Here is a 22,835-nt window from a genome sequence, read left to right as displayed (position 1 = left end):
TGGCCGCTGAAGGCTGAAATTGCTTTCACCACCCAGAAGGGCAACGGCCTTGCCGTGGCTGCCCAGGCTGCACCCAACCCGCCCCGCACCGCCCCGCACCGCACCCAAGTAGGTCGCAGTTGAAGCCGTTTTGGACGCTCAGAACGGCCTGAACTGCGACCCAGTTGGGTCGGCGGGCACAAGAATCCCCGCCGGTTGATGTCCGGCGGGGATTCGTCGTCGGCAGGTGGCCCTGCCGTAGCGGTTCCTACTTCTTGGGCAGGCCTGCCGGGTTCAGCTCGGACGCGGGAATCGCCTCGGAGGAGAGGCCCCAACGGTCCAGGATCTTCGCGTAGCTTCCGTCCTTGATGAGGGTGTTGAGTGCAGCCTGGGCAGCCACGGCAAGGCCGTTGCCCTTCTGGGTGGTGAAAGCAATTTCAGCCTTCAGCGGCCAGCCGCCTTCCAACGTGCCCACTTCCTTGGTCTTGCCATCCTTCGCAGCCTTGTAAGCGGCAGAGGCGTTGGGGCCGAACGTCAGGTCCGCACGGCCGGACTGGAGGGCGAGCTGGGAGGCGGAGTCGTCGTCGTAATACTGGAACTCAACCGGCTTCAAGCCGTTCTTCTTGTTCTCCTCGTCCCAGCGCACCAGGATGGCTTCCTGGTTGGTGCCCGAGCCAACGATGATGCGCTTGCCGGCAACATCCTTGGCTTCCTTAACCTCTCCGATGTCCGAGTCGGTCTTGGCGTAGAAGCCCAGGAGGTCGTTGCGGTAGGTGGCGAAGTCGAACTTCTCCTTGCGCGCCTCGGTGACGGTGACGTTGGAGAGGACGGCCTCGTACTTGCCGGACTCGACACCCAGCGGCCAGTCAGCCCAGGCTACCGGCAGCACCTCCACCTGGAGGCCCAGGCTCTCGCCCACGGCATAGGCGATGTCTACCTCGTTTCCAATGAGGGTCTTGTTGTCCGTGGCGAAGGCGCTCAACGGGGGAGTGCCGGGGGCGGTCACCACGGTCAGCTTGCCGTCAGCTTTGATCGCGTCGGGAACCAGGGCGGCCGCGGCAGAGTCCACTGTCACCTTGATGCGGTCCTGCTGCGGGGTCAGGTTGAACTCTTTAGCGGATGAGCTGGATGAAGCGTTCGACGCCGGAGCTGACGCCCCGGTTGCGGCGGTCGCCCCAGGATCGGAGCAGGCAGCCAGCCCCAATAACGCCGTAGCGGCCAGCGCCGCGGTGGCGCCGGTCTTGAGAGCGAAGCGTGCCATGTGTTTCTCCTTGGATTTCCCCTGATCATCGCGACAGGGAGGTCTGATGCGTACTTGTGGCTGCAACTATCCGGCAGCCTTTGGGAACGGGTCAAAGTGTTCTGAAACGCTGGGATACAGGGGTTCACGGCAGTTAATCGGGCGTCGAACTGGGTCACAAAACTGCTCCGAAACCTTGGGAAATGGACGCGCGACGCAACTCACAGAAATAAGCCGGGGGCCGCCGTCGTTGTCGCTAGAGTGGCCGGCAATCAACCGTGCGGGCACCAAAACGTACCGAAAGGCTTTCTTGTGACTGTTCCTCTTTCCATCCTCGACCTGGCAACCATCGGGAAGGGCCAGACGGTGGCGGAAAGCCTGGCAGGCAGTGTTGCCATGGCGCAGAAAGCCGAAGAGCTGGGGTACCGCCGTGTTTGGTACGCCGAGCACCACAACATGTCCGCGATTGCTTCCTCCGCTACCAGTGTCCTGATCGCCCATGTGGCTGCCCACACCAACACCATCCGCCTCGGCGCCGGTGGTGTGATGCTGCCCAACCACTCGCCGCTGACCATAGCGGAGCAGTTCGGCACTCTGGAGACGCTGCACCCGGGACGGATCGACCTCGGCCTGGGCCGCGCCCCCGGCAGCGACCAGAACACCATGCGCGCGCTGCGCCGGGACCACACGTCCTCGGACCGCTTCCCCCAGGATGTTCTGGAACTACAGGGCTACCTCACCGGACCCACCCGTATCCAAGGTGTTGAAGCGACGCCGGGCAAGGGCACCAACGTGCCGCTGTACATCCTGGGCTCCTCGCTGTTCGGTGCCCAGCTGGCAGCCCAGTTGGGTCTTCCCTACGCTTTCGCTTCACACTTTGCCCCCGCCGCGCTTCAGGACGCTGTTGCCGTTTACCGCCGCGAATTCAAGCCCTCGGATCAATTGTCCGAGCCGCACGTGATCGCCGGTGTGAACGTCACTGCCGCGGACTCAAACTCCGAGGCACAGGCCATCCATCTCGCTGTGAAGCGCGCCCGCGTCTCACTGTTCTTCGGCGGCGGCCGCGAGTTCACCGATGACGAGGCGGACATGGTGCTCGATTCCCCGCAGGGCCAGCACATTGCCCAAATGATGAAGTTCTCCGCAGTCGGAACCAAGGATGTGGTGCGGGATTACCTCGACGAGTTTGCGTCGTTCGCTGACGCTGATGAACTGATTGTGGCTCACCAGAGCATCGGCACCGAAGAGCGCCTGCGGTCAGTGGAGCTTGTGGCTGAGGTTGCGGGGCTTGTGAGCGCGTAGGACCCCGCTCACTGACCCCGGATGAGGTGCGCCAGCAGCGCCACATGAAGTGAGGTCCGCGACTCGGCGTCCTCCAGGTCCACGCCCAGCAGTTCCTCCAATTTGGCGAGCCGGACATAAAGCGTGGGCCTGCTTAGGTATCCGCTGCGTGCCATGGCGGCCTTATTGCCACCGGAGCCGAGGTAGAGCCCCAGCAGTTCCAGGTATTCGCCTTTGCCTTCCGCCTCGGCTTGGAGGACGGCGGACAACTCCGACTCCACGAATTGCTGAACGCGGGGATCCTTGCGCAGGAGAGCCAGCAGCCCGCGAAGGCGCACGTCCGTAGCCCGGAAGTAGGGCTTGCCCGTGTCCCGGAGTGTGGCAGCGCTTTCAGCCACATGGGCTGCTTCGTCGATTCCTGCTGCGGCTTCCAAAAGCGTCGCCTTCATGCGGCCGACTCCGATGATCCAGGCGGGGGGTGCCGCCAGGTTGGCTTCAATCCCTGGCCCGGCGGCGGCCTCTGCCAGGATTTGCAGCGTCGGCTCTTCCTGCTGGCGGGCGGGGAGGGCGAGGATCATCCCTACTGATCCGGACTGGATGCTTGCCGCTAAGGCTGTCCCCGCGCTGGACTTCAATCCCTTGGCCAGCTTCTCCAGGAGTTCGCGCTCGTCCTGTTGCCCGGCGAAGGGGTCGCCGGGCAGGATGGGCGAACCCCATGCTTGGAGGGCAGTCCTGAAAACGATCGGCACATAGTAGGAGGATCGCTTCAAGCCCAAGGAACCTGCGCGTGCCAATGCTTCTGCTTCGCTGAGTCCGCGGGGCTGGCGAAGAGCATTGAGGAGTCCGGCTTGTGCGTGGTGGCTGAGTTCGCGTTGATCCCGATCCGCCAGGCGGTTGATGGCCAGAGTCTGGGCCGCCCGCTCCAGAACCATGACGGCCATGTCCTCATCGGCGTCGAAGGCCGCGGGTGGCATCGGCACCACCAGCCTGCCCCACAGCTGCTGACGTACCCCCACTGCCGCCTGAAGCCATTGCTCCGGTCCGGACCGCGCGGTGTGAGCGGGGAACGGTGTAGTGCGGGATCGCCGCTCCCAATCGTCCAGAAGTTCCGTGGTGGATACGCGCTGCCCAGCGTAGGCGAGAACCAGATGCGAGAGATCTTCCAGCACTACTGAAGCGCCGATCATGGTGGCCGCTTGCTCCACCACACGTTGGGTGTCGGCACTTTCCAAACTCAGCACGGTGAACGCTTCATGGACGTCCCGGGCACGTTCCACGCGCTCCAATTGTTCGGCCACGATCATCCTGTGGACGATCTCCGTGACCTGAACAAAGCGCACCCGCTGCTCCACCACAATCACTGGCATTGATGCGGAGCGGGCCGCTTTCTCCAGCGCCTTCCAGCTGCGGGGCCGCTGACCGATGAGTTCCACGATCAGTCCCGCCGCTCCAGCGGCCTCCAACGAGCGGATGAACGACGCCGACTCTTCAGGGGTCTTCTCCAGCTCCAGCCCCGTAGTGAGCACCAATTCTCCACCGGACAGCAGGCCGCCGACGTCGAGGATTTCGCTGACGTGCACCCAGCGAACGGGTGCCTCCAAGCCTCCCAGTCCGCCCAGCACGCGGGGTGCGGCGGCTCGCAGCACAGGGAGCTCAAGGACGGCACTCACAGTGGGCAGCATTTACATAGTGTAAGGCTCCTTGAATATTCCTTTACACATAGGCCCTACTGCGGCGGCTCGACGGCGGACAGACTGATTCCAGCCTTCAACAACCCCCGCACCAAGGAGAACTCTTGAACACCATTGAGCACTGGATCAACGGCAGCTACGTCCCGGCAGGGGACCGCACCGCTCCCGTCACCAACCCGGCCACGGGTAAGGTCACCGGGCAGGTTGCCTTGGCCAGCGTGCAGGAGGGTAATGCCGCCGTCGACGCCGCCAAAGCAGCCTTCCCGGCATGGCGCGATACCTCCCTGGCCCGCCGCACCCAGGTCCTTTTCGCTTTCCGTGAGCTCCTCAACTCCCGCAAGGACGAGCTCGCCGCGATCATCACTTCCGAGCACGGCAAGGTCCTGGACGACGCTCTGGGCGAAGTGAGCCGAGGCCAGGAAGTGGTGGAGTTCGCCTGCGGGATTCCCCACCTGCTCAAGGGCAGCTACACCGAAAACGCCTCCACCAAAGTGGACATCCACTCCATCCGGCAAGCACTTGGCCCCGTGGCCATCATCAGCCCTTTCAACTTCCCGGCAATGGTCCCCATGTGGTTCTTCCCCATCGCGATCGCCGCAGGCAACACCGTGATCATCAAGCCCAGCGAGAAGGACCCAACGGCCGTCAACTGGGTGGCCGAACTCTGGAAGGAAGCCGGCCTGCCCGACGGCGTCTTCAACGTCCTTCACGGCGACAAAGTAGCGGTGGATACCCTGCTGACGCACCCGGATGTCAAAGCCGTTTCCTTCGTGGGCTCCACCCCGATCGCCAAGTACGTCTACGAGACCGCCACCGCCCACGGCAAGCGGGTCCAGGCGCTTGGCGGCGCTAAGAACCACATGATCGTCCTGCCCGACGCCGATCTTGACCTCGCTGCCGACGCCGCCATCAATGCCGGGTTCGGTTCCGCCGGGGAACGGTGCATGGCTGTCTCAGCGCTCCTGGCCGTCGGTGACATCGCCGATGCTTTGGTGGACAAAATCGCGGATCGTGCCCGGATCTTGCGCACCGGTGACGGAATGCGCGGTTGCGATATGGGCCCCCTGGTGACGTCCCAGCACAGGGACAAAGTATCCGGATACGTCGACGCCGGTGAAGCGGCAGGTGCCACGCTCGTCGTCGACGGCCGCGGCGTTGTTCCCGACGCTGAGGGCGACGGCTTCTTCGTAGGCCCCACCCTGTTTGACCACGTCACCACGGACATGTCCATCTACCAGGACGAGATCTTCGGACCCGTGCTCTCGGTGGTCCGGGTGGACAGCTACGACGACGCCCTGGCCACCATCAACGCCAATCCGTACGGCAACGGCACCGCAATTTTCACGAACGACGGCGGTGCGGCCCGCCGCTTCGAGAACGAGGTTGAGGTGGGAATGGTGGGCATCAACGTCCCCGTCCCAGTGCCCATGGCCTACTACTCGTTCGGCGGATGGAAGAACTCCCTGTTCGGCGATACCCACGCCCACGGTTCTGAAGGTGTCGGTTTCTTCACCCGGGGCAAGGCAGTTACCACCCGCTGGCTGGATCCCAGCCACGGTGGCATCAACCTCGGCTTCCCGCAGAATTCCTAAGCGTTCCCCCAAGACTCCGCAGAGCCGACGTCAGGACAACCACCATGACCGCCATCCTTGAACCACCACAGACTGACCGCGACGCAGCCCTCCGCGCCTACGAGTTGGACCGCAAACACGTCTTCCACTCCTGGTCCGCGCAGGACACGCTGGATCCCATGGTCATCAGCGCAGCTGAGGGCTCACACGTCTGGGACGGTGAGGGTAACAAGTATCTGGACTTCTCCTCCCAGCTGGTCAACACCAACATAGGACACCAGCACCCGGCCGTTGTGGCAGCCATCGCCGCACAGGCAGCCAAGCTGTGCACCATTGCTCCCAGTTATGTCAACGACGCCCGCTCGGAGGCCGCACGGTTGATCGCCGAGCGGACCCCGGGGGAGCTGGACCGGATCTTCTTCACCAACGGTGGCGCGGATGCCAACGAACACGCCGTCCGGATGGCCAGGCTCCATACAGGCCGCCACAAGGTCCTTTCCGCCTACCGCTCCTACCATGGCGGAACGCACCTGGCAGTCAACATCACCGGCGACCCAAGGAGGTGGGCCAGTGACAACGCATCCACGGGCACCATCCACTTCTTCCCGCCATACCTCTACCGCACGGCGTTCCACTCCACCACCGAGGCAGAAGAAGCCCAGCGGGCCTTTGAACACCTGGAACAGCTCATCGAGTTTGAAGGCCCATCCAGCATCGCCGCGATCATGCTGGAGAGCATCCCCGGAACGGCCGGAATCTACGTTCCGCCGGTTGACTACATGAGGGGTGTGCGGGATCTGTGCACCAAGCACGGCATCGTCCTCATCGCAGACGAGGTCATGGCCGGCTTCGGACGCACGGGCAAGTGGTTCGCCGTGGAACACTTTGATGTTGTCCCGGACCTGATCACCTTCGCGAAGGGTGTGAACTCCGGTTACGTACCGCTGGGCGGCGTCGCCATCAGCCCGGAAATCGCTGCCACCTTTGGTACACGCGCCTATCCCGGCGGGTTGACCTACTCCGGCCACCCACTGGCTACCGCGGCCGCCGTGGCCACCATCAACGCCATGGAACGTGAAGGCATGGTGCAGCATGCTGCAAGCCTCGGTACCGACGTGATCGGCCCGACGCTCGCCGGATTCGCCGAGCGCCACCCCTCTGTGGGCGAAGTGCGGGGCCGGGGTGTTTTCTGGGCCATCGAACTGGTGAAGGACCGTGCCACCCGCGAACCGCTGGCACCATACGGTTCTTCCAGCCCGGAAATGAACCAACTCGTGGCGGCGTGCAAGTCGCGCGGGCTCATCCCCTTCGCGAACTTCAACCGCATTCATGTGGTTCCGCCCTGCAACATCAGCGTTGAAGATGCGCGGCTGGGCCTGGCCATTCTGGACGACGTCCTGGACATCGCGGACACGTTCGCGGCCTGATTGCAGCGTCAGGTCCCGCACTCGAGCCGGTAGTACGAATTCGCCGCGGGAGTGCGGGACCTTCGCGCATAAATCCAAGGAAAAGCTTTACGCATTTGCAATCTACTAGGTAGCCAAGCGAAACCGGACGGGCGGAGACTGTAGCTATCCGCCCCGGAAGGATTTGCCATGCCCACGCACCTGAACCAAGCAGTAGCCGACTCGGCGCTGCTCATGAAGTCTCTCCCGCTTGGCCTCCTTCGCACCGTTCTCCAGTCCGACGCGGAGAGCGGAATCACGCCGCAGCTGTTTGCGGAACTCAGGGAACTCGCCCGGGTCCCCGGCCTGCTGGTGGCGTGCAACTACGGTGGGACTCTGTGCTCTGCTGAGGGCGTGTCAACAGAAACGTTGCCACTTGATAGCGCCGCCGTGGCACTCCGTGCGCTCGCTGCCTTGCCCAACACGCACACGGCCATCATCTCCGGACGGTCCTTGCGGGACCTTGCCGCGGTATCCCGGCTTCCGGCCGAGGTCCATCTGGTGGGTTCCCACGGTGTGGAGTTCGACATGGGCTATGCCTACACCCTTTCTCTGGCCACGGAACAGTTGCTCCAACAGGTGGCTACGGCGTTGACCGAGGCGGTGGGCTTTGAGAAGGGCATCAGCATTGTCCGTAAGCCGGTGGGTATGGCGGTGCATACCCGGCCGGCCACGCCAGAGGTGGTGGATCGGGTGATTTTTCTTTCGCAGAAGATTGCCATTGAGTTCGGTCTGTACTTCATCATTGATGGCACCGTTTTGGACCTCACCGTGGAGGAGCCTGCCAAAGGCCAGGCGCTTGAGCAGCTACGCGCACGGCTCGGGGTGAGCGCCGCACTCTACGCAGGTGATGCGGAGAGTGACGAAAAAGCAATCGCCACCCTGCGCGGACCGGACCTCGGCCTTCATGTAGGCCCCGGGGATACGACGGCGGCGCACACCATCGCGGATCCGGAAGCCTTTGCGCGGGTGCTGGCTTTGTTGTTCGAACTCAGGCGGGCATGGCTGTTCGGTGAAGACGCGGTGGGGCTGGAACGGCACTCCATGATCGGCAACGGGAGCTCCACCGCATTGCTGACCCCGGACGCCAAAGTCTGCTGGATGAGTCACCCCCTTCCGGATTCGGGATCCATTTTTGCCCACATTCTTGGCGGTGAACCCGCCGGTCATTTCAGCATAGAGCCGGTAAAACCCTCGCAGGTGTTGGCTCAGCGGTATGTGGATAACACCATGATCGTTGAGACGCGCTGGGCTGACGTCACCGTGACCGACTACTTGGAGCCGGCGCAGGAAGGCATTACCAGCCTGGTGCGGGTACTATCCGGAACAGGCACGGCCCGCGTGGTCTTCGCACCCAGGCCGGACTACGCCAACGCGCCCTTCAGCATGGAGATCCGCGGCGACGAAGTCCACATCATGGGTACCTCGGACCCCATCATTCTCTCCGCGCCGGGGGTCTCGTTCCGGATCACCAGCGACGGCAAATATGCCACGGCCACGGCGGAAGTTCCCCTCAACCAAGGTCCTGTGGTGCTGAACCTTCGCTGCGGTGACACCGAGCCGCCACCCGCGGACCCGGGCGGCGAGCCAAACCGGCGCACCGCCGTCGGGCAGTCTTCCCGCGATTGGATCAAGGCACTGCAGCTGCCCAGCATCAAAACGTCGTTGGTGCGCCGATCCGCTCTGGTGCTTAAATCGCTTGTTCATGAGCCCACCGGCGCTGTGCTGGCCGCGCCAACCACCTCACTGCCTGAGGGCATCGGCGGGACCCGGAACTGGGATTACCGCTACTGCTGGCTGCGTGACGGGTCCATGACCGTGAACGCGCTGGTGTCGTTGGGCTCCACGGAGGAGGCGGACGGGTTCCTGGCCTGGCTGGACCGCATCCTCCAGAATGCACCGGGGCCCGAGTGGTTGCATCCGCTCTACTCGGTGACCGGGGCGCCGCTCTCCACGGAGGCAATCGTGGAAAGCCTGCCCGGTTACGCAGGCTCGCGACCGGTGCGCATTGGCAATGCCGCGGACCACCAAGTGCAACTGGATGTGTTCGGACCCATCGCCGAGCTGATCCACGATCTTGCCGAGCGCCGCGGGTTCCTTCCGGACGAACACTGGTTCCTCATGGAGCAGATGGCCCATGCAGTGCTGGCCCGCTGGCACGAACCCGACCACGGGATTTGGGAAGCACGACGGGCGCCAAGGCACCACGTGTACACCAAAGTGATGTGCTGGGTCACGCTGGACAGGGCGCTTAAGGCTGCCGCTCTGCATGGGCGCTCGCCTCATTCAGATTGGGCACCCACCGCCGAAACCATTCGCGAGGAAGTCCTGCGTGAGGGCTGGGATTCATCCGCAGCTTCCTACACTGTGGCCTACGACAGCCCCGATCTGGATGCCGCGGTCCTCCACATTGGGCTTTCGGGGCTGTTGGATGTTCAGGACCAGCGCTTCCTGGATACCGTTACTGCTGTTGAGCGCGAGCTGCGCGTTGGGCCCACTGTTTTCCGGTACAGGTACGACGACGGTCTGCCGGGTTTGGAGGGTGGCTTCCACATTTGCACCACCTGGCTGATCGAGGCGTACCTTGCTGTTGGCCGCCTGGATGATGCCTTGGAGTTGTTCAACCAGCTGGTGGCATTGTTCGGACCCACGGGCCTGTTGCCGGAGGAATACGACCCCGGGACGGAAACGCACCTGGGCAACCATCCTCAGGCGTACTCGCATCTGGGCTTCATCCGCTGCGCCCAGCTCCTGGATTACTATCTGGCCAGCGCAGACGTGGAGTAACCCAACTAGGTCGCAGATCAGGTCGTTCTCAGCTCTCACAACGGCCTGATCTGCGACTCAGTTGGGTAAGGCGGCGCTAGGTGAGCAGCAGCGCTACGGCGATCATGGCCGGCACCGCCACGATGGTGGTGATGAGCACGGTGTCCTTGGCTACTGTGATTCCCGCTTGGTATCGGTTGGCTGCCACGAACACGTTCTGCGCAGTAGGCAGCGCGGAAGTGACCACCACGGCAAACAGCGCGTGGCCGTCCATGCCCAAGGCGAAGCGGGCGAACAAGTATGCGATCAAGGGGTGGACGATCAGCTTGAATCCGCTGGCCAGCAAGGTATCCACGCGGCGGCCTGCGGCTTTTTGCAGGGGCTCGGATCCGTTCAGGCTCATGCCGAAGGACATCAGCATGGCCGGAATCGCTGCACCGCCAATGAGGTGGATGGGCTCCAAAATCAGTGTCGGGACCTGGAATCCAGTGCCCGCCACCAGCAGCCCCAGCGCTGAGCCCACGATCATGGGGTTTTTCACGATCATCAGCAGGAAACGCACGGGAGTGGTGCGGTGCGAGCTGGTGCTGGCGTCGAGGGCCATCAGGTACAGGGGCGTGAAGAACGCCAGCTGGAAGATCAACAGGGGCGCCACATAACTTGCATCACCCAGGACAAACACGGCGATGGGGATGCCGAGGTTGGCTGAGTTGGCCAAGGATGCACTCATGGATGACATAAGCGACTCCGGCAGGCTGCGCTTGAGCCAGAACTTCACGATCAGGAAGAACAACAGGCCCGTCACTACAGCGCCCACTGCGGTAACCAGGAGGGGAGCCGCAAAGACGTCGTGCAGTTTGGCCTTGCTCAGAGTTTCGAACAGTAGAGCCGGGCTGGCCACGAAGAACGTCAGTGAACTGAGCACGGACCGGGCGTTCTCACCGAGGATGTTCCGCCGCCCAACAAACATGCCCACCAGGATGATGGCCCACACCACGAAGAACCCGGACAGGACGCCGATCATGGCAGCGTGCGGGTGGGGTTTCGGTGGATCACGGTTCCCAGCCTAGTCAGAACCGCCTCCCGAGTAAGCGTTTTCAGCCGGAAGTTCCGTCATGTGGACCCTCAACGCGCTCGACGCCGGCACTCAGGTAAGTGCCGACGTCGAACCTTATTTCTCTGCTTGCTTCTCCGTGGTACCGTTCGCGGCTTCGAGCGCAGAGATCAATCGCCCCACCTGGATGACGGCGGCCCTGATGCGGTCAGGGTCGCTGATGGTGAGGAATTGAAGCATGAGCCCGTCAAGGGCGGCAAAAATGGCGAGAGAAGCTTCGTTGCGAGTATCCAGCCCTCGGCGCGTCAAGGCGTCTTCCACTGTACTGACGTAGTTGGCGTAGAGGCGCTCCACCATCGCCCGGATCTGGGGGTTGCGCCTGGATTCGAGGATCATCTGGAACTGGAACAACTGCAGCTCGGGTTCGGCGGAGACCGTAGCGATAAGTGTGTCGGCGAAGTTCCCGTCGAAGTCAGCGATCCCGGACAGCCCGGTTTCCTCAATGGACCGCTGGACAGACCATTCCATGGTGGCGGCCAGAAGTCCTTCCATGGAGCCGAAGTGGTGGGTGACCAGTGCATGGTTCACGCCGGCGCGGGTGGCAACAGATCTGTAGGTTGCTCCACGCAGGCCCTTCTCCGCCACCACATCCAACACGGCAGCCAGCAGGGCATCCCGACCATCTCCGTAGGGCAGCTTCCGTGCTTCCTGGCTCATACAGCGAGTCTAACGGTCAAGAAATCCGGGGAGCGGACCCATTGACACCCCAAACTATACAAACGTATAGTTTGGAATGTGGCCCGGATCACCCGCCACCAAGAGCAGCTTCAGTCTCACCGCACGGACACTCGTCCCCCGGGCGGTAGGGCCCCCTATCCCTCCGCAGTGGCGATGGTGCCAGTGCATTTCGGAAAGAACAGCCTCATGAACGAATCCCCTCAGACATCGACCCCGGTCGGTCCCAAAGATGCCGACCCTCAACGCGCCGACCCCCCGGCAGGTGCCGTCCGGCTCAGGGCGAACAAACTTGGCGTTGTTGCCATTGCCTTCTTCGCCATCGCCGCAGCCGCCCCCATGGCCGCAGTGGTGGGAGCCAGCCCCGTCATCTTCTCCGCGAGCGGCCCCGGAACTCCAGTGATCTATGTGATAGCAGCCCTTTTGGTAGCTCTCTTTTCGGTGGGATACCTGAGAATGAGCCAGCACATCACCAACGCAGGCGGATTCGTTGCTTACATAGCCAAGGGCCTGGGCAACAAGTGGGCCACGGGCGGCGCGGGAATCGCCATCCTTACTTATCTCAGCCTTCAGATCGGGTTGTGGTCCCAGTTCGGTGTCTTTGCCCAGCAACTCATGGAAAGCCTCACGGGGATCGGGCTGCCGGTCTATTTCTGGATCGTCGTAGTCATGGGACTCATTACCTTCCTGACTATGAAGGGCGTGGACGCCAGCTTGAAGGTGCTGGGAGTGCTCATCCTCGGCGAAACCCTGGTGGTGGCCGCGCTCGTGGTCTCCCTCATCGTGCAGAAGGGGTTGGGGATCTTCACGTTCGCCGGGTTCACGGGGGAGAACATTTTTGGTCCCGGCCTGGGGATCTCGCTGCTGTTCGCCTTTGCCTGCTTCACCAGCTTCGAGGCCACGGTCGTCTTCGCCGAAGAAGCACGGAATCCGCGGCGCACCATCCCGCGTGCTGCCTACCTTGTCATTGCTTTCATCGGAGTTTTCTACATGTTGTCCACGTGGGCCATCAGCGGAGCCGTGGGGATCGATGGGATCCAGGCTGTAGCCACCGAGAATCCGTCCGGAATGATCTTCGACCTCGCCGAGTCCAGCGGCGGGGCATGGCTGAGCCTCTCGATGCAGATTTTGGTTGTCACAAGCTTCATTGCGATGCTTTTGGGCCTTTCCAACATGTTCTCCCGCTACCTCTTTGCTCTTGGGAGGGCGGGCGCACTCCCGGCCAAACTGTCTTCCGTTTCCGCAACAGGGGCACCCGCTTTTGCCGGACTGGTCAATTCCCTGGTTGTCCTGGCAGTGATCAGCGCCTTCCTCCTGGCCGGCGCAGACCCGATCGCCACAGTTTTCGCGTGGTTTGTAGCCCTGGGAACAGCGGGCTTCATCTCCAGCCTGTTGGTGACCTCCGCTGCGGTCCTGGTGTACTTCGCCAGGTCCGGGATCCGGGACAACCTCTGGGTCACAGTGATCGCACCCGCCCTTTCCTTCCTGGCGTTTGTTGTGGTGGGCTACCTGACCTTGGACAACTACGACGTCCTGCTCGGCGGCGCAGGCGGGGTGGCCCGCTGGCTCCTCCTTGGTATCCCGCTGATCTTTGTGGCAGGCCTGATTCGGGGAAGGCAGAAGCCCGCCATTAACTACGCCGCAGAAATTGTCTGACCCGACTTCTCTGATCCAAATCGTCCCTTACAACAAAAGGACCAAACTCATGACCATCACCGAACTGCAGGACTATGTACCCGAGGAAGAATGGCCGCCGGTCTCCACCATGCTGGATGGCTTTGGGGATCAAACCCTGCCTGCGTCTCCTGCGCTGGCTGCCACAACTATCTCCCTGCAGACAGCCGACGGCACCCTTGCCGAGTACACCTTCCTCACCCCGTCAACGCTCACGTGGGCCGAGGGCGCCGCCAAGGGGACCGCTGCTTATAAGGCCATAGAAGCCCGCCCGGGAATCTTCATCATTGATTTCGTCCGTGGACAAGACCAAGGCAAAGACGCCGACGCCGAGAATGTCACCATCATCCTGGACCAAACCACCGGTGCTGTCACCACTGCCGTCTCCCGGTTTGTCAGCTCGGACGGCAAGGTCCGGGGGACAACCGAATTCACGCACTCCAACGCCAGCGGCCGGGCTGCTGTTCACCAGCGGTCCGCGGACCTCGTGGGCAAGCGCATCTTCTACCGCTACAGCGACGTTGAATCCTACGAGCACATCTACCTGAATCAAGGAACCTTCACGTGGCACTGCGTTCGCGGAGGGGAAGCCGGACTCGCTGATACCGACCGTTGCATGACGTGGGCTGTGGCGGAGGACCTGTACATCTTCTTCTGGACCGAGCAGGTGATGACCGTTGAAGCAGTGCTCCTGATCGATCTGCGCGAGCAGCGCTCCATCGGCCGGATGTTTGGTTGGGACAATCCTGCCGCGGAGCCCGTCACCCTGCCGTTCAACTCCAGGCTCACGGTCCTGAACACCACCAGCTACCCCAGTGACACCCGCAAGCACTGACACCTATAACACTGAGTGGAGGCCCGCCTCCGCGATCCACACCAGAGGAGCAATCCCATGTCCCAGGTTTTCCATGCCCATCTTGACCACACAGCGTTTGAACCCTTTGAGCTGGGCACGGTTCAATGGCTTCGCCGGACTGGAGACAACGGAAATGAGGCGCTCAGTGGCGGTATCTGGAAAGTCACCCCTGAGGAGGCGCCGGAACCGTTCGACCTGCCGATTGACCATGATGAAACCATTTACGTCATCTCCGGATACCTCCGCATTGAGGTCAAAGGCGGGAGCACCCTCGAGCTGAGGGAAGGTTCCATGGCCTCACTGTCCAAGGGGGCAATGACCCGCTGGAGTGTCCTGGAACCGACCATCGAATTCTTCGTCTACAGCTGAGGAACGAACACGTGGAAACCTCCGACGTCGTCATTATCGGTGCAGGCTTTGCCGGCCTCACAGCAGCAAGGGAACTGTCCCGCAGCGGACACACCACCATCCTGCTCGAGGCGAAAGACCGCATCGCGGGACGGACTCACTTTGCAGAGCACCTTGGCCGGGACCTGGAACTCGGCGGCACCTGGGTGCACTGGACCCAGCCTTACGTCTGGGCGGAAATGGGGCGGTACGGGATCAAGGCGCTGCCGGGACCGGAATTCACCAAGGCTTTCTGGACCGTAGACGGACAACGGCATGAAGGCGCCGCAGACAGCATGCTGGAATTGCTGGATGGCCCGAACCGCACGCTCCTGGCTGCTGCCCGGCGCTATTTCCCTCTTCCGTGGTCACCCTTGGATAACCCCGAGGTGGCTGACATCGACGAGCTCACACTTTCGGAAGCAATCGACCGGTTGGACCTCCCTGAGGACCAGCGTCAGCTCCTGAGATCTTTCTGGACCTTGAATTTCAACGGCAGGCTGGGCCAGGCGGCCTATACCCAGGCGTTGCGCTGGTGTGCCGTGGCCAGTGGTGACTGGCAGCTGATGTTTGAGGCGTGCGCCAGCTTCAAGATCGACGGCGGCACCCGCCGCCTTGCCGAGGCGATCCTTGCGGACTCAACGGCAGAGCTACGGCTGAACCAGGTGGTCGCGTCCATCGATCAGGATGACGAGGGAGTCCTCGTGACAACCAAAGCGGGCAAACACTACAAAGCCCGTCAGGTCATTCTCGCGCTCCCGCTCAGCGTGCTGAACGACATCGATATCCAACCAGCGTTCTCGCCCGGTAAACGGGAGGCGGCAGCAAGGGGACAGGCAGGCCGCGGTGCAAAATTGTGGGTCAAGGTGGAAGGCCGTCAGGAGAGGTTTGTCGCGTTTGGGCCCGAGACGGCGGCCCTGAACTTCGTCCAAGCTGAGTACATCGATGATGACACCACCACCCTTGTCTGCTTTGGTCCCGAGGCCGGGGCCGTGGATGTAGCCGATGTTGCCGCTGCACAAGGGCATCTTGACGCCATAGTCCCTGGGTTGAAAGTGCTTGAGGTCGCTGGACACGACTGGGTGGCTGATGAATATGCGCGGTCCACCTGGCCCATGCATTACGCCGGATACCTCACCCGGTATTTGGCGGAACTCCAGCAGCCCGAGGGAAGAATCCGCCTCGCCGGATCTGACATCGCCAACGGCTGGGGAGGGTTCATCGACGGTGCCATCGAGAGCGGCCTCGACGCTGCCCGCCAAGCAGCATCCGCACTCGAAAATGACGCAAGTTCACCCGCCCAGGCTCCTGTCGTCGTGGGCTAAAGCAGCCCACAACGGGCTCGACGTCGGCACTCAGGTGAGTGCCGACGTCGAGCGTTGTTGTGGAGTCTGAGTTGAAGCGTTAGCTTAGGTGCGCTGCGTTGCTGAGCGCGTGCGGCGGGCGCATGAGGCCAGGAGTGTGGCCCTCGGCGGGATCGTTGCCGAGCTGCAGGATCTTGTTGTCCTTGCCCACGTGGACCACCCGGGGCTCGTATGTCCGGGCCTCCTCCGTGGTCATCTCCGCGTAGGTGATGAGGATGACGGTGTCGCCCACGTGGACCATGTGGGCGGCCGCGCCGTTGATCCCGATTACGCCCGAACCGCGCTCGCCGGCAATGGTGTACGTCTCCAGCCGGGCGCCGTTGGTGACGTCCACAATGGAGACGAGCTCACCAGGAAGGATGTCGGCCGCGTCCAGGAGGTCCAGGTCGACAGTGACCGAACCGACGTAGTGGAGGTCGGCGTGGGTCACCGTTGCGCGGTGGATCTTGGACTTGAACATTGTGCGGATCATAATGCGATCAGTTTAGCGCGGCACCCTCATCCGGCGCTGTGACGTACCAGACGTTCGCGTTCTTAGCGCAGGTGGAAAGGCTACTTTAGTGGCCGACGTAAGGCCCTGGCCGCGGCCATTGCTTCTTCAGCAACGATTTCGTAATTGTCTGCTGGTGCGCTGAGAGCTACAGAGTGCTCGCCGTATTTCTCGAAAGCGAGTTGTACGAGGTCGGCGGCCTTTTCAATCCCCAGCGCCAGCACTATGTGGCCAAGATCCTCAATGTCTTTCGCCCGCTCCGCCGCTATCTTCATTGCTGCCAAGGTGGGCAGGTCGGCGAGCTGGATGGCTGATGAGGTCCCCTTTGGGCCTGCGATCCACCGCGCTTCTTCGGGGAGGAATGCTGCTGCATTGCTGTTTAGCCACTTCGGGGGCAACCCGTACTCCTGTTCCATCCCGGCGGCCACTTCAACCACGTCGTCACGTCGGAATTCGAGCACCGTCAAACCGTGGCCAAATCTCTCTCGCGGATCCAAACGTTCATGGCAGCGATTTCAGCGGGAGTCTCACTGCGGATGAGGTCCTTCATCCGGTCGCTGACCGGATGAAGCTTCTCGGCCAGAAAAACCGGCTGCGACGATGCCCTGGCGTTTTTCGCCCACTTTGGTGCGGGCGATCCGGTTTTGGCTGACACCCATAGAGTCACCGCGCCAAGGGCTGCCCGGTAGGCGTCGTCATTGAAGGAAGGGGCCGTGGGCATCAGTGCCCGGCCCGCAGCGAGCGAGGAGTTGGTGTATTCGCCCAGCAACCGAATGGCGTAGTGGTAGTCGCCCTCGTTCAGAGTGCGTGCAAAGTCTCCCGCGAATTCATGGGAAGAGCTGTCATTGGAGGTTATTTCCAGGCCGAGGACTTGCATCGCCTTCAGGGCCAGCCCGAAGGATGCTCCTTCCTTTCCTGATTCCAGGTCCACAATAAACTTGCGGGAAGCTCCGACGGAGTCGGCCAAGGCTTGTTGAGTGTAGCCTCGGGCTTTCCGTCGCTCGCGTATGGTCTGGCCAATAGCCTCCGCGTTCATATCCGTCTAAATATTATGGCACCATTCGGTTACATTTTGGCCGTAACAGACCCAGCTTTAACTAGGAGCGTCCTGGAGCCGCCGGATATGCATCTCTAGGCTCGTAGCGCACCAGCTCCTCACCTGCGATGACCAGCTGCCGCAGCTCAGCCAAGCCGCCGGCCACCACCCCGGCAGCGCGTGCCTGCACCAGGACATTGCCCTGTGCGGTCGCTTCCACAGGTCCGGCGACCACGGTTTTGCCCGTGGCGTCGGCCGTCAGTTGGCACAGAAGCCGGTTCTGCGAACCGCCGCCCACAATGTGCACCACGCCGGTGCTACGACCGGTAAGACGTTCGGCGTCGGCCAGCGTGCGCGCGTAACCGGCCGCGAGGCTGTCCATGATGCAACGCACGACGGCGGCAGGCCGGTCCGCGAGTACCGCGCCGGTGTTGCGCACAGCTGCGCGGATCCGGTCCGGCATGTTGTCAGGGGCGGTGAACGCAGGATCGTCCGCGTTGATCTGCGGACCTCCGGCAGGGAGCGCAGCGGCTGAGTCAAGCAAGGCCGGAAGCGACTGACTGAATCCCTGGGCAGCCCATGCGCGCTGGCATTCGCTCAACAACCACAGGCCGCCGACGTTGCGGAGGTACCGGATAGTGCCATCCACGCCACGTTCGTTGGTGAAGTTGGCGTGGCGGCTCGTTTCAGTCAGTACGGGCTTGTTCAGTTCCACTCCCACCAGCGACCATGTGCCGGAAGAGATGTAAGCGAAATCCTGGTCCCCGGTTGCACCCAAAACCTGGGCGGGGATGGCTGCGACGGCCGAGGCAGTGTCGTGCGAGCCCACAGCCACCACCGTGGTGTCAGCGGGCAGACCCGTCTGCTCAATGATCGCCGGCAGGAGCGTGCCCACGGTTTCTCCGGGCTGGATGAGTTCCGGGAAGATGTTCCGGGGCACACCCAACGCGTCCAGGAACTCCGTGGCCCACTCGCCCGCAACGGCGTCGAAGAGCCCGGTGGTGGAGGCATTGGTGGCCTCCGTGCGGCGAACACCGGTGAGCAGGAAGGCGATCAGGTCCGGAATCATGAGGGCCTGCAGCCCTTCCAAAGTCGGTTCTGCAGCGAGCTGGTAGATCGTGTTGAACTGCAGATACTGCAAGCCGGTGGTGGCGTACAGCTTCTCAGGGGAAATGACCGCATGGACCCGCTCCACCGTGGCCCGGCTGCGCTCGTCCCGGTAGCTGAACGGAACCGAGGTGAGGTCGCCGGCGTCGTTCACCAATCCGTAGTCCACAGCCCAGGTGTCGATGCCGATGCTGGTGATGCGCTCGCCATTCTTGGCCGCCACGGCAGCAGCGGCCGCCAAGCCCTTGAGTACCTCAGCGAACAGCGCGTTGAAGTCCCAGCGGAGGTCGCCGTCGAGCTCCACCACCCCGTTGGGGAAGCGGTGGATGGTCTCGAGGGACACGCCGGATACCGCGGAGACGCGGCCCAACATCACGCGGCCGGAGGACGCGCCGATGTCGATGGCGGCAAACACTCTGTTGTGGTCTGCGGGAGCGGGCACCGCCCCGGCGTGTGCCGGGGCGGTGCTGGTGGTGGTTCCGTTGGTCACTGTCGGTCCTAGCGGAGGAAGGCTGCCGCGACGCCGGCGTCCACGGGGATGTGGAGTCCGGTGGTGTGTGACAGTTCGCTGCTGGTGAGCACGGCGGCGGCGTTGGCCACGTGTTCCGGGAGGACTTCGCGCTTGAGGAGCGTGCGCTGGGCGTAGTACTTGCCCAGTTCCTGCTCGTCCACGCCATACACGGCGGCGCGCTTGGCGCCCCAGCCACCGGCGAAGATGCCGGAGCCGCGGACCACGCCGTCGGGGTTGATGCCGTTGACGCGGACACCGTACTCGCCCAGTTCGGCCGCGAGGAGCCGGACCTGGTGCGCTTGGTCAGCCTTGGTGGCCGAGTAGGCGATATTGTTCGGGCCGGCGAAGACCGAGTTCTTGGAGGAGATGTAGATGATGTCTCCACCCAGGCCCTGATCGATCATGACCTTGGCTGCGGCCTTGGACACCAGGAACGAGCCCTTGGCCATGACGTTGTGCTGCAGGTCCCAGTCCTTCTCCGTGGTTTCCAGCAGCGGCTTGGAGATGGACAGGCCTGCGTTGTTGACCACCAGGTCCAGGCCACCGAACGCGAGCACGGCTTCCTGGATGGCAGCGGCGATCTGGGCTTCGTCGGTCACGTCGGCCTGGACGCCGATGGCGACGTCGGATCCGCCCAGTTCCTCGGCGACCTTTTGTGCGTTCTCAAGGTTCAGGTCGGCAATCACTACGCACGCGCCGTCGGACGCCAAACGGGTAGCGATCGCCTTGCCGATGCCCGACGCCGCTCCGGTCACCAGTGCGATGCGGGTGGCGTGGGACTTGGGCTTGGGCATCCGGGCCAGCTTGGCTTCTTCCAGCGCCCAGTACTCGATGCGGAATTTCTCGGATTCCTCGATCGGGGCGTAGGTGGAGATGGCCTCGGCGCCGCGCATCACGTTGATGGCGTTGAGGTAGAACTCGCCTGCCACGCGTGCGGTTTGCTTGTCCTTGCCGAAGGAGTACATGCCCACGCCGGGGATCAGTACGATGGCCGGGTCCGCGCCGCGCAATGCTGGGCTGTTCTCGTCAGCGTGACGGTCGTAGTACGCCTGGTAGTCCTCGCGGTAGGCGGCGTGCAGTTCCTTGAGCCGGTTGATCGAATCTTCGATCGAGGCGTCGGCGGGCAGGTCCAGGACCAGCGGCTTGACCTTGGTGCGGAGGAAGTGGTCCGGGCAGGACGTGCCCAGCGCGCCGAGGCGCGGGTGCTCTTCTGCGGCGAGGAATTCAAGAACGACGGCGTCATCACTGAAGTGCCCCAGCTGCGGTTTGTCCGTGGAAGCCAATCCGCGGATCACGGGAGCGAGGGCGGCTGCCTTGGCCCTGCGCTCAGCCTCCGGGAGGGCGCCGTAACCGGGAAGCGCGGCGCCGAAAGGCTCGGACTTGCCGTTGTCCTTGATGTAGTTCTCGGCCTGGTCAATGATCCAGAGCGAGTTGGCCTCTGCCTCTTCGCTGGTGGCACCCCAGGCGGTGATGCCGTGGCCGCCCAGGATGGTGCCGATGGCCTGCGGGTTGGCTTCCTTGATCGCCGCGATGTCCAAACCGAGCTGGAATCCGGGCCGACGCCATGGAACCCACACAACCTTGTCGCCGAAGACCTTGGAGGTCAGTGCTTCCCCGTCCACCGCGGTGGCAATCGCGATGCCCGAGTCAGGGTGCAGGTGATCAACGTGCGCTGCATCCACGAGTCCGTGCATGGCGGTGTCGATTGACGGCGCGGCGCCGCCCTTGCCGTGCAGGCAATAATCGAACGCGGCCACCATTTCGTCTTCACGCTCGACGCCGGGGTAAACATCCTTGAGTGCCTGCAACCGGTCCAGCCGGAGTACAGCAAGGTTCTCAGCTTTCAGTGTGCCGAGGTCGCCGCCGGAGCCCTTGACCCACAGGAGTTCAACGTCCTGGCCAGTGACAGGATCCTTCTCGGTGCCTTTGGCGGAGGTGTTGCCGCCGGCGAAGTTGGTGTTCCGCTTGTCCGCGCCGAGGCGGTTGGAACGGGAAATCAGCTCTTCAACAGTCTTGCTCATGGTGTTACGCGCCCCATCCGGCTTGCTGGCCGCCTGCGCGGTCCTCGTTGATCTTCTTCTGGTAACCGCTGGCCTTGTACGCAGCCATCGGATCGGCGGGCAGGCCGCGGGATTCGCGCCACTCGGCCAGGATCGGGCGGACATCGGTGTAGAAAGCATCGTTGAAGATGCCATTCGCTGCCAGGACATCCCCGGCACGCTGTGCTTCGGAGAGCGCTGCGGTGTCTATAAGCAGGGCGCGGGCCGTCATTTCCTGGACATTGAGCACCGAGCGGATCTGGCCCGGGATCTTCTCTTCGAGGTTGTGGCACTGGTCCAGCATCAGCGCGACACCTGAGTCCTTGCCGAAACCGCCGCCGCGGATGACCTCGTGCATGATGCGGAACAGCTGGAACGGATCGGCGGCACCCACGATCAGGTCATCATCGGCATAGAAGCGGGAGTTGAAGTCGAAGGACCCCAGCTTGCCCAGACGCAGCAGCTGCATGACGATGAACTCGATGTTGGTACCCGGCGCGTGGTGGCCGGTGTCCAGGCAGACGAACGCCTTCTCGCCCAGGGCCAGGGTCTGCGCGTAGGAGGTACCCCAGTCCGGAACATCGGTGTGATAGAAAGCCGGCTCGAAGAACTTGTACTCCAGGACCAGCCGCTGCTCGTCACCGAGACCCGCGTAGATCTCCTGCAGGGCCTCCGCCAGGCGGTCCTGGCGGCCGCGGATATCGTCTTGGCCCGGATAGTTGGTGCCATCGGCAAGCCAGATCTTCAGGTCCTTGGAACCAGTGGCGTGCATGATCTCAATGCACTCCAGGTGGTGATCAATGGCACGGCGGCGAACGGACTCGTTGGACGAGGTCAGGGAGCCGAACTTGTACTCGTCATCCTGGAAGGTGTTGGAATTGATGGTCCCTAGCCCAACACCGAGTCCTGCGGCGTATTCGCGCAGCGCAGCGTAGTCATCCACCTTGTCCCACGGGATATGCAATGCCACAGTAGGCGCGAGCCCCGTGAGCTCGTGAACCTTGGCGGCGTCGGCGATCTTTTCCTGGACGGTGCGCGGAGTACCCGGTGTGCCGAAAACCTTGAACCGGGTCCCGGAATTTCCGTAGGCCCAGGACGGCACTTCAATGGCCAGTTCCCCTAGACGACCAAGGGCCGATTCTGTGGTGTTCATGCTTGTTCCTTTTGGTATTCGTGGGCTGGGTCTTTGTCTATGTGTGCGGTGCGGGAGGCATCCGTGACGCCTGCAGCGGCGAGCTGATCCTCAAGGTTGAAAACTTCCTCGACGATTTCGAAGCCTTGGTCCGGAGGGAGGTCACTGTTGGCGAACAAGGTTGCCATCTCGGCCTGCCAGCGGGCGTTAACCTCAGTAATTGCCATGCGGGCCTGCGCTTCTGCGTAGTCTTCGCATTCCAGGTAGCCGATCAGCTGGCCGTCCGGAGCGAGGAACAGGGAGTAGTTGTTCCAGCCTGCATCTTTCAGTGCGGACAGCATCTCCGGCCATACGGCGGCGTGGCGCTGCTTGTACTCGGCCATCAGTTCCGGCTGGACTGAAGAGCGGAAACAAACCCTCATGTGCGGATCTCCGGGTCACTCGTCTTTGAATCGTTTCATTTGTTACGATTCAAAT

General features: G+C 62.7%; 19 protein-coding genes. 8 read left to right on the top strand and 11 right to left on the bottom strand.

Annotation, left to right across the window (positions count from 1 at the left end; genetic code table 11):
• Positions 1 to 247 precede the first annotated feature (247 nt).
• The gene (locus CQ020_RS13280) at positions 248 to 1,240 is read right to left on the bottom strand and encodes an ABC transporter substrate-binding protein (RefSeq protein WP_105692267.1); all 993 of its coding nucleotides are present in this window, start codon (positions 1,238 to 1,240) and stop codon (positions 248 to 250) included.
• A gap of 291 nt (positions 1,241 to 1,531) precedes the next feature.
• On the opposite strand from CQ020_RS13280, the gene CQ020_RS13275 reads away from it, so the two are divergent.
• A complete protein-coding gene (locus CQ020_RS13275; protein WP_105692266.1) occupies positions 1,532 to 2,521 on the top strand; it encodes an LLM class flavin-dependent oxidoreductase in 990 nt (329 codons plus the stop codon).
• Between the two features lie 8 nt (positions 2,522 to 2,529).
• Here CQ020_RS13275 and CQ020_RS13270 read toward each other — a convergent pair whose 3' ends face one another.
• Positions 2,530 to 4,182 carry a PucR family transcriptional regulator gene (locus CQ020_RS13270; RefSeq protein WP_105692265.1) on the bottom strand — a complete coding sequence of 551 codons (1,653 nt, stop codon included), beginning with the start codon at positions 4,180 to 4,182 and terminating at the stop codon, positions 2,530 to 2,532.
• A 113-nt stretch (positions 4,183 to 4,295) separates the two neighbouring features.
• Here CQ020_RS13270 and CQ020_RS13265 point away from each other — a divergent pair, with 113 nt between their 5' ends.
• The 3 genes from CQ020_RS13265 (at position 4,296) to CQ020_RS13255 (ending at position 9,994) form a co-directional block, all read left to right on the top strand.
• Positions 4,296 to 5,783 carry a CoA-acylating methylmalonate-semialdehyde dehydrogenase gene (locus CQ020_RS13265; protein WP_105692264.1) on the top strand — a complete coding sequence of 496 codons (1,488 nt, stop codon included), beginning with the start codon at positions 4,296 to 4,298 and terminating at the stop codon, positions 5,781 to 5,783.
• Positions 5,784 to 5,827: 44 nt separating this feature from the next.
• A complete protein-coding gene (locus tag CQ020_RS13260; RefSeq protein ID WP_105692263.1) occupies positions 5,828 to 7,189 on the top strand; it encodes an aspartate aminotransferase family protein in 1,362 nt (453 codons plus the stop codon).
• Positions 7,190 to 7,357: 168 nt separating this feature from the next.
• Positions 7,358 to 9,994 (top strand): trehalase-like domain-containing protein, encoded by a 2,637-nt coding sequence (locus CQ020_RS13255; RefSeq protein WP_105692262.1) that lies wholly within the window; start codon positions 7,358 to 7,360, stop codon positions 9,992 to 9,994.
• Positions 9,995 to 10,070: 76 nt separating this feature from the next.
• On the opposite strand, the gene CQ020_RS13250 is transcribed toward CQ020_RS13255, so the two are convergent.
• Together CQ020_RS13250 and CQ020_RS13245 are read right to left on the bottom strand one after the other, a co-directional pair.
• Positions 10,071 to 10,997, bottom strand: a complete 927-nt coding sequence (locus tag CQ020_RS13250) for an AEC family transporter (RefSeq protein ID WP_105692261.1) — start codon at positions 10,995 to 10,997, stop codon at positions 10,071 to 10,073.
• A 147-nt stretch (positions 10,998 to 11,144) separates the two neighbouring features.
• Complete coding sequence (locus CQ020_RS13245; protein WP_105692260.1) at positions 11,145 to 11,744, bottom strand: TetR/AcrR family transcriptional regulator; 600 nt, start codon at positions 11,742 to 11,744, stop codon at positions 11,145 to 11,147.
• A gap of 207 nt (positions 11,745 to 11,951) precedes the next feature.
• Between CQ020_RS13245 and CQ020_RS13240 the strand changes: the two genes are divergently transcribed.
• The 4 genes from CQ020_RS13240 to CQ020_RS13225 are packed head-to-tail and all read left to right on the top strand — an operon-like array spanning position 11,952 to position 16,004.
• A complete protein-coding gene (locus CQ020_RS13240) occupies positions 11,952 to 13,418 on the top strand; it encodes an APC family permease (RefSeq protein ID WP_105692259.1) in 1,467 nt (488 codons plus the stop codon).
• 49 nt (positions 13,419 to 13,467) lie between these two features.
• Positions 13,468 to 14,271: a MoaF C-terminal domain-containing protein gene (locus tag CQ020_RS13235; protein ID WP_105692258.1), complete on the top strand. Its 804-nt coding sequence runs from the start codon at positions 13,468 to 13,470 to the stop codon at positions 14,269 to 14,271.
• Between the two features lie 57 nt (positions 14,272 to 14,328).
• Positions 14,329 to 14,661: a cupin domain-containing protein gene (locus tag CQ020_RS13230; RefSeq protein WP_105692257.1), complete on the top strand. Its 333-nt coding sequence runs from the start codon at positions 14,329 to 14,331 to the stop codon at positions 14,659 to 14,661.
• Between the two features lie 11 nt (positions 14,662 to 14,672).
• Entirely contained in the window at positions 14,673 to 16,004 is a 1,332-nt protein-coding gene (locus tag CQ020_RS13225; protein WP_105692256.1) for an NAD(P)/FAD-dependent oxidoreductase, read from the top strand.
• A gap of 79 nt (positions 16,005 to 16,083) precedes the next feature.
• Here CQ020_RS13225 and panD read toward each other — a convergent pair whose 3' ends face one another.
• From panD to CQ020_RS13190, 7 genes are all read right to left on the bottom strand, one after another.
• Entirely contained in the window at positions 16,084 to 16,515 is a 432-nt protein-coding gene (gene panD, locus CQ020_RS13220) for an aspartate 1-decarboxylase (protein WP_178995752.1), read from the bottom strand.
• A gap of 80 nt (positions 16,516 to 16,595) precedes the next feature.
• The gene (locus tag CQ020_RS13215) at positions 16,596 to 16,994 is read right to left on the bottom strand and encodes a hypothetical protein (protein ID WP_258141877.1); all 399 of its coding nucleotides are present in this window, start codon (positions 16,992 to 16,994) and stop codon (positions 16,596 to 16,598) included.
• Positions 16,995 to 16,996: 2 nt separating this feature from the next.
• Positions 16,997 to 17,569: a helix-turn-helix transcriptional regulator gene (locus tag CQ020_RS13210; RefSeq protein WP_105692255.1), complete on the bottom strand. Its 573-nt coding sequence runs from the start codon at positions 17,567 to 17,569 to the stop codon at positions 16,997 to 16,999.
• 61 nt (positions 17,570 to 17,630) lie between these two features.
• Entirely contained in the window at positions 17,631 to 19,166 is a 1,536-nt protein-coding gene (locus tag CQ020_RS13205) for a rhamnulokinase family protein (protein ID WP_105692254.1), read from the bottom strand.
• A gap of 8 nt (positions 19,167 to 19,174) precedes the next feature.
• Positions 19,175 to 21,208, bottom strand: coding sequence for a bifunctional aldolase/short-chain dehydrogenase (locus tag CQ020_RS13200; RefSeq protein ID WP_105692253.1), 2,034 nt, complete (start codon positions 21,206 to 21,208; stop codon positions 19,175 to 19,177).
• A 4-nt stretch (positions 21,209 to 21,212) separates the two neighbouring features.
• On the bottom strand, positions 21,213 to 22,379 hold the full coding sequence (rhaI, locus tag CQ020_RS13195) for an L-rhamnose isomerase (protein ID WP_105692252.1): 1,167 nt from the start codon (positions 22,377 to 22,379) through the stop codon (positions 21,213 to 21,215).
• Positions 22,376 to 22,780 (bottom strand): L-rhamnose mutarotase, encoded by a 405-nt coding sequence (locus tag CQ020_RS13190; RefSeq protein ID WP_105692251.1) that lies wholly within the window; start codon positions 22,778 to 22,780, stop codon positions 22,376 to 22,378. Before CQ020_RS13190 ends, rhaI begins: the two co-directional genes overlap by 4 nt.
• Positions 22,781 to 22,835: the final 55 nt, after the last annotated feature.

The organism is Arthrobacter sp. MYb23 (genome assembly GCF_002979775.1).
Classification (GTDB): domain Bacteria; phylum Actinomycetota; class Actinomycetes; order Actinomycetales; family Micrococcaceae; genus Arthrobacter.
The sequence above is the reverse complement of the archived record's forward strand: the minus strand, read 5'-3'. Positions and strand labels throughout refer to the sequence as shown.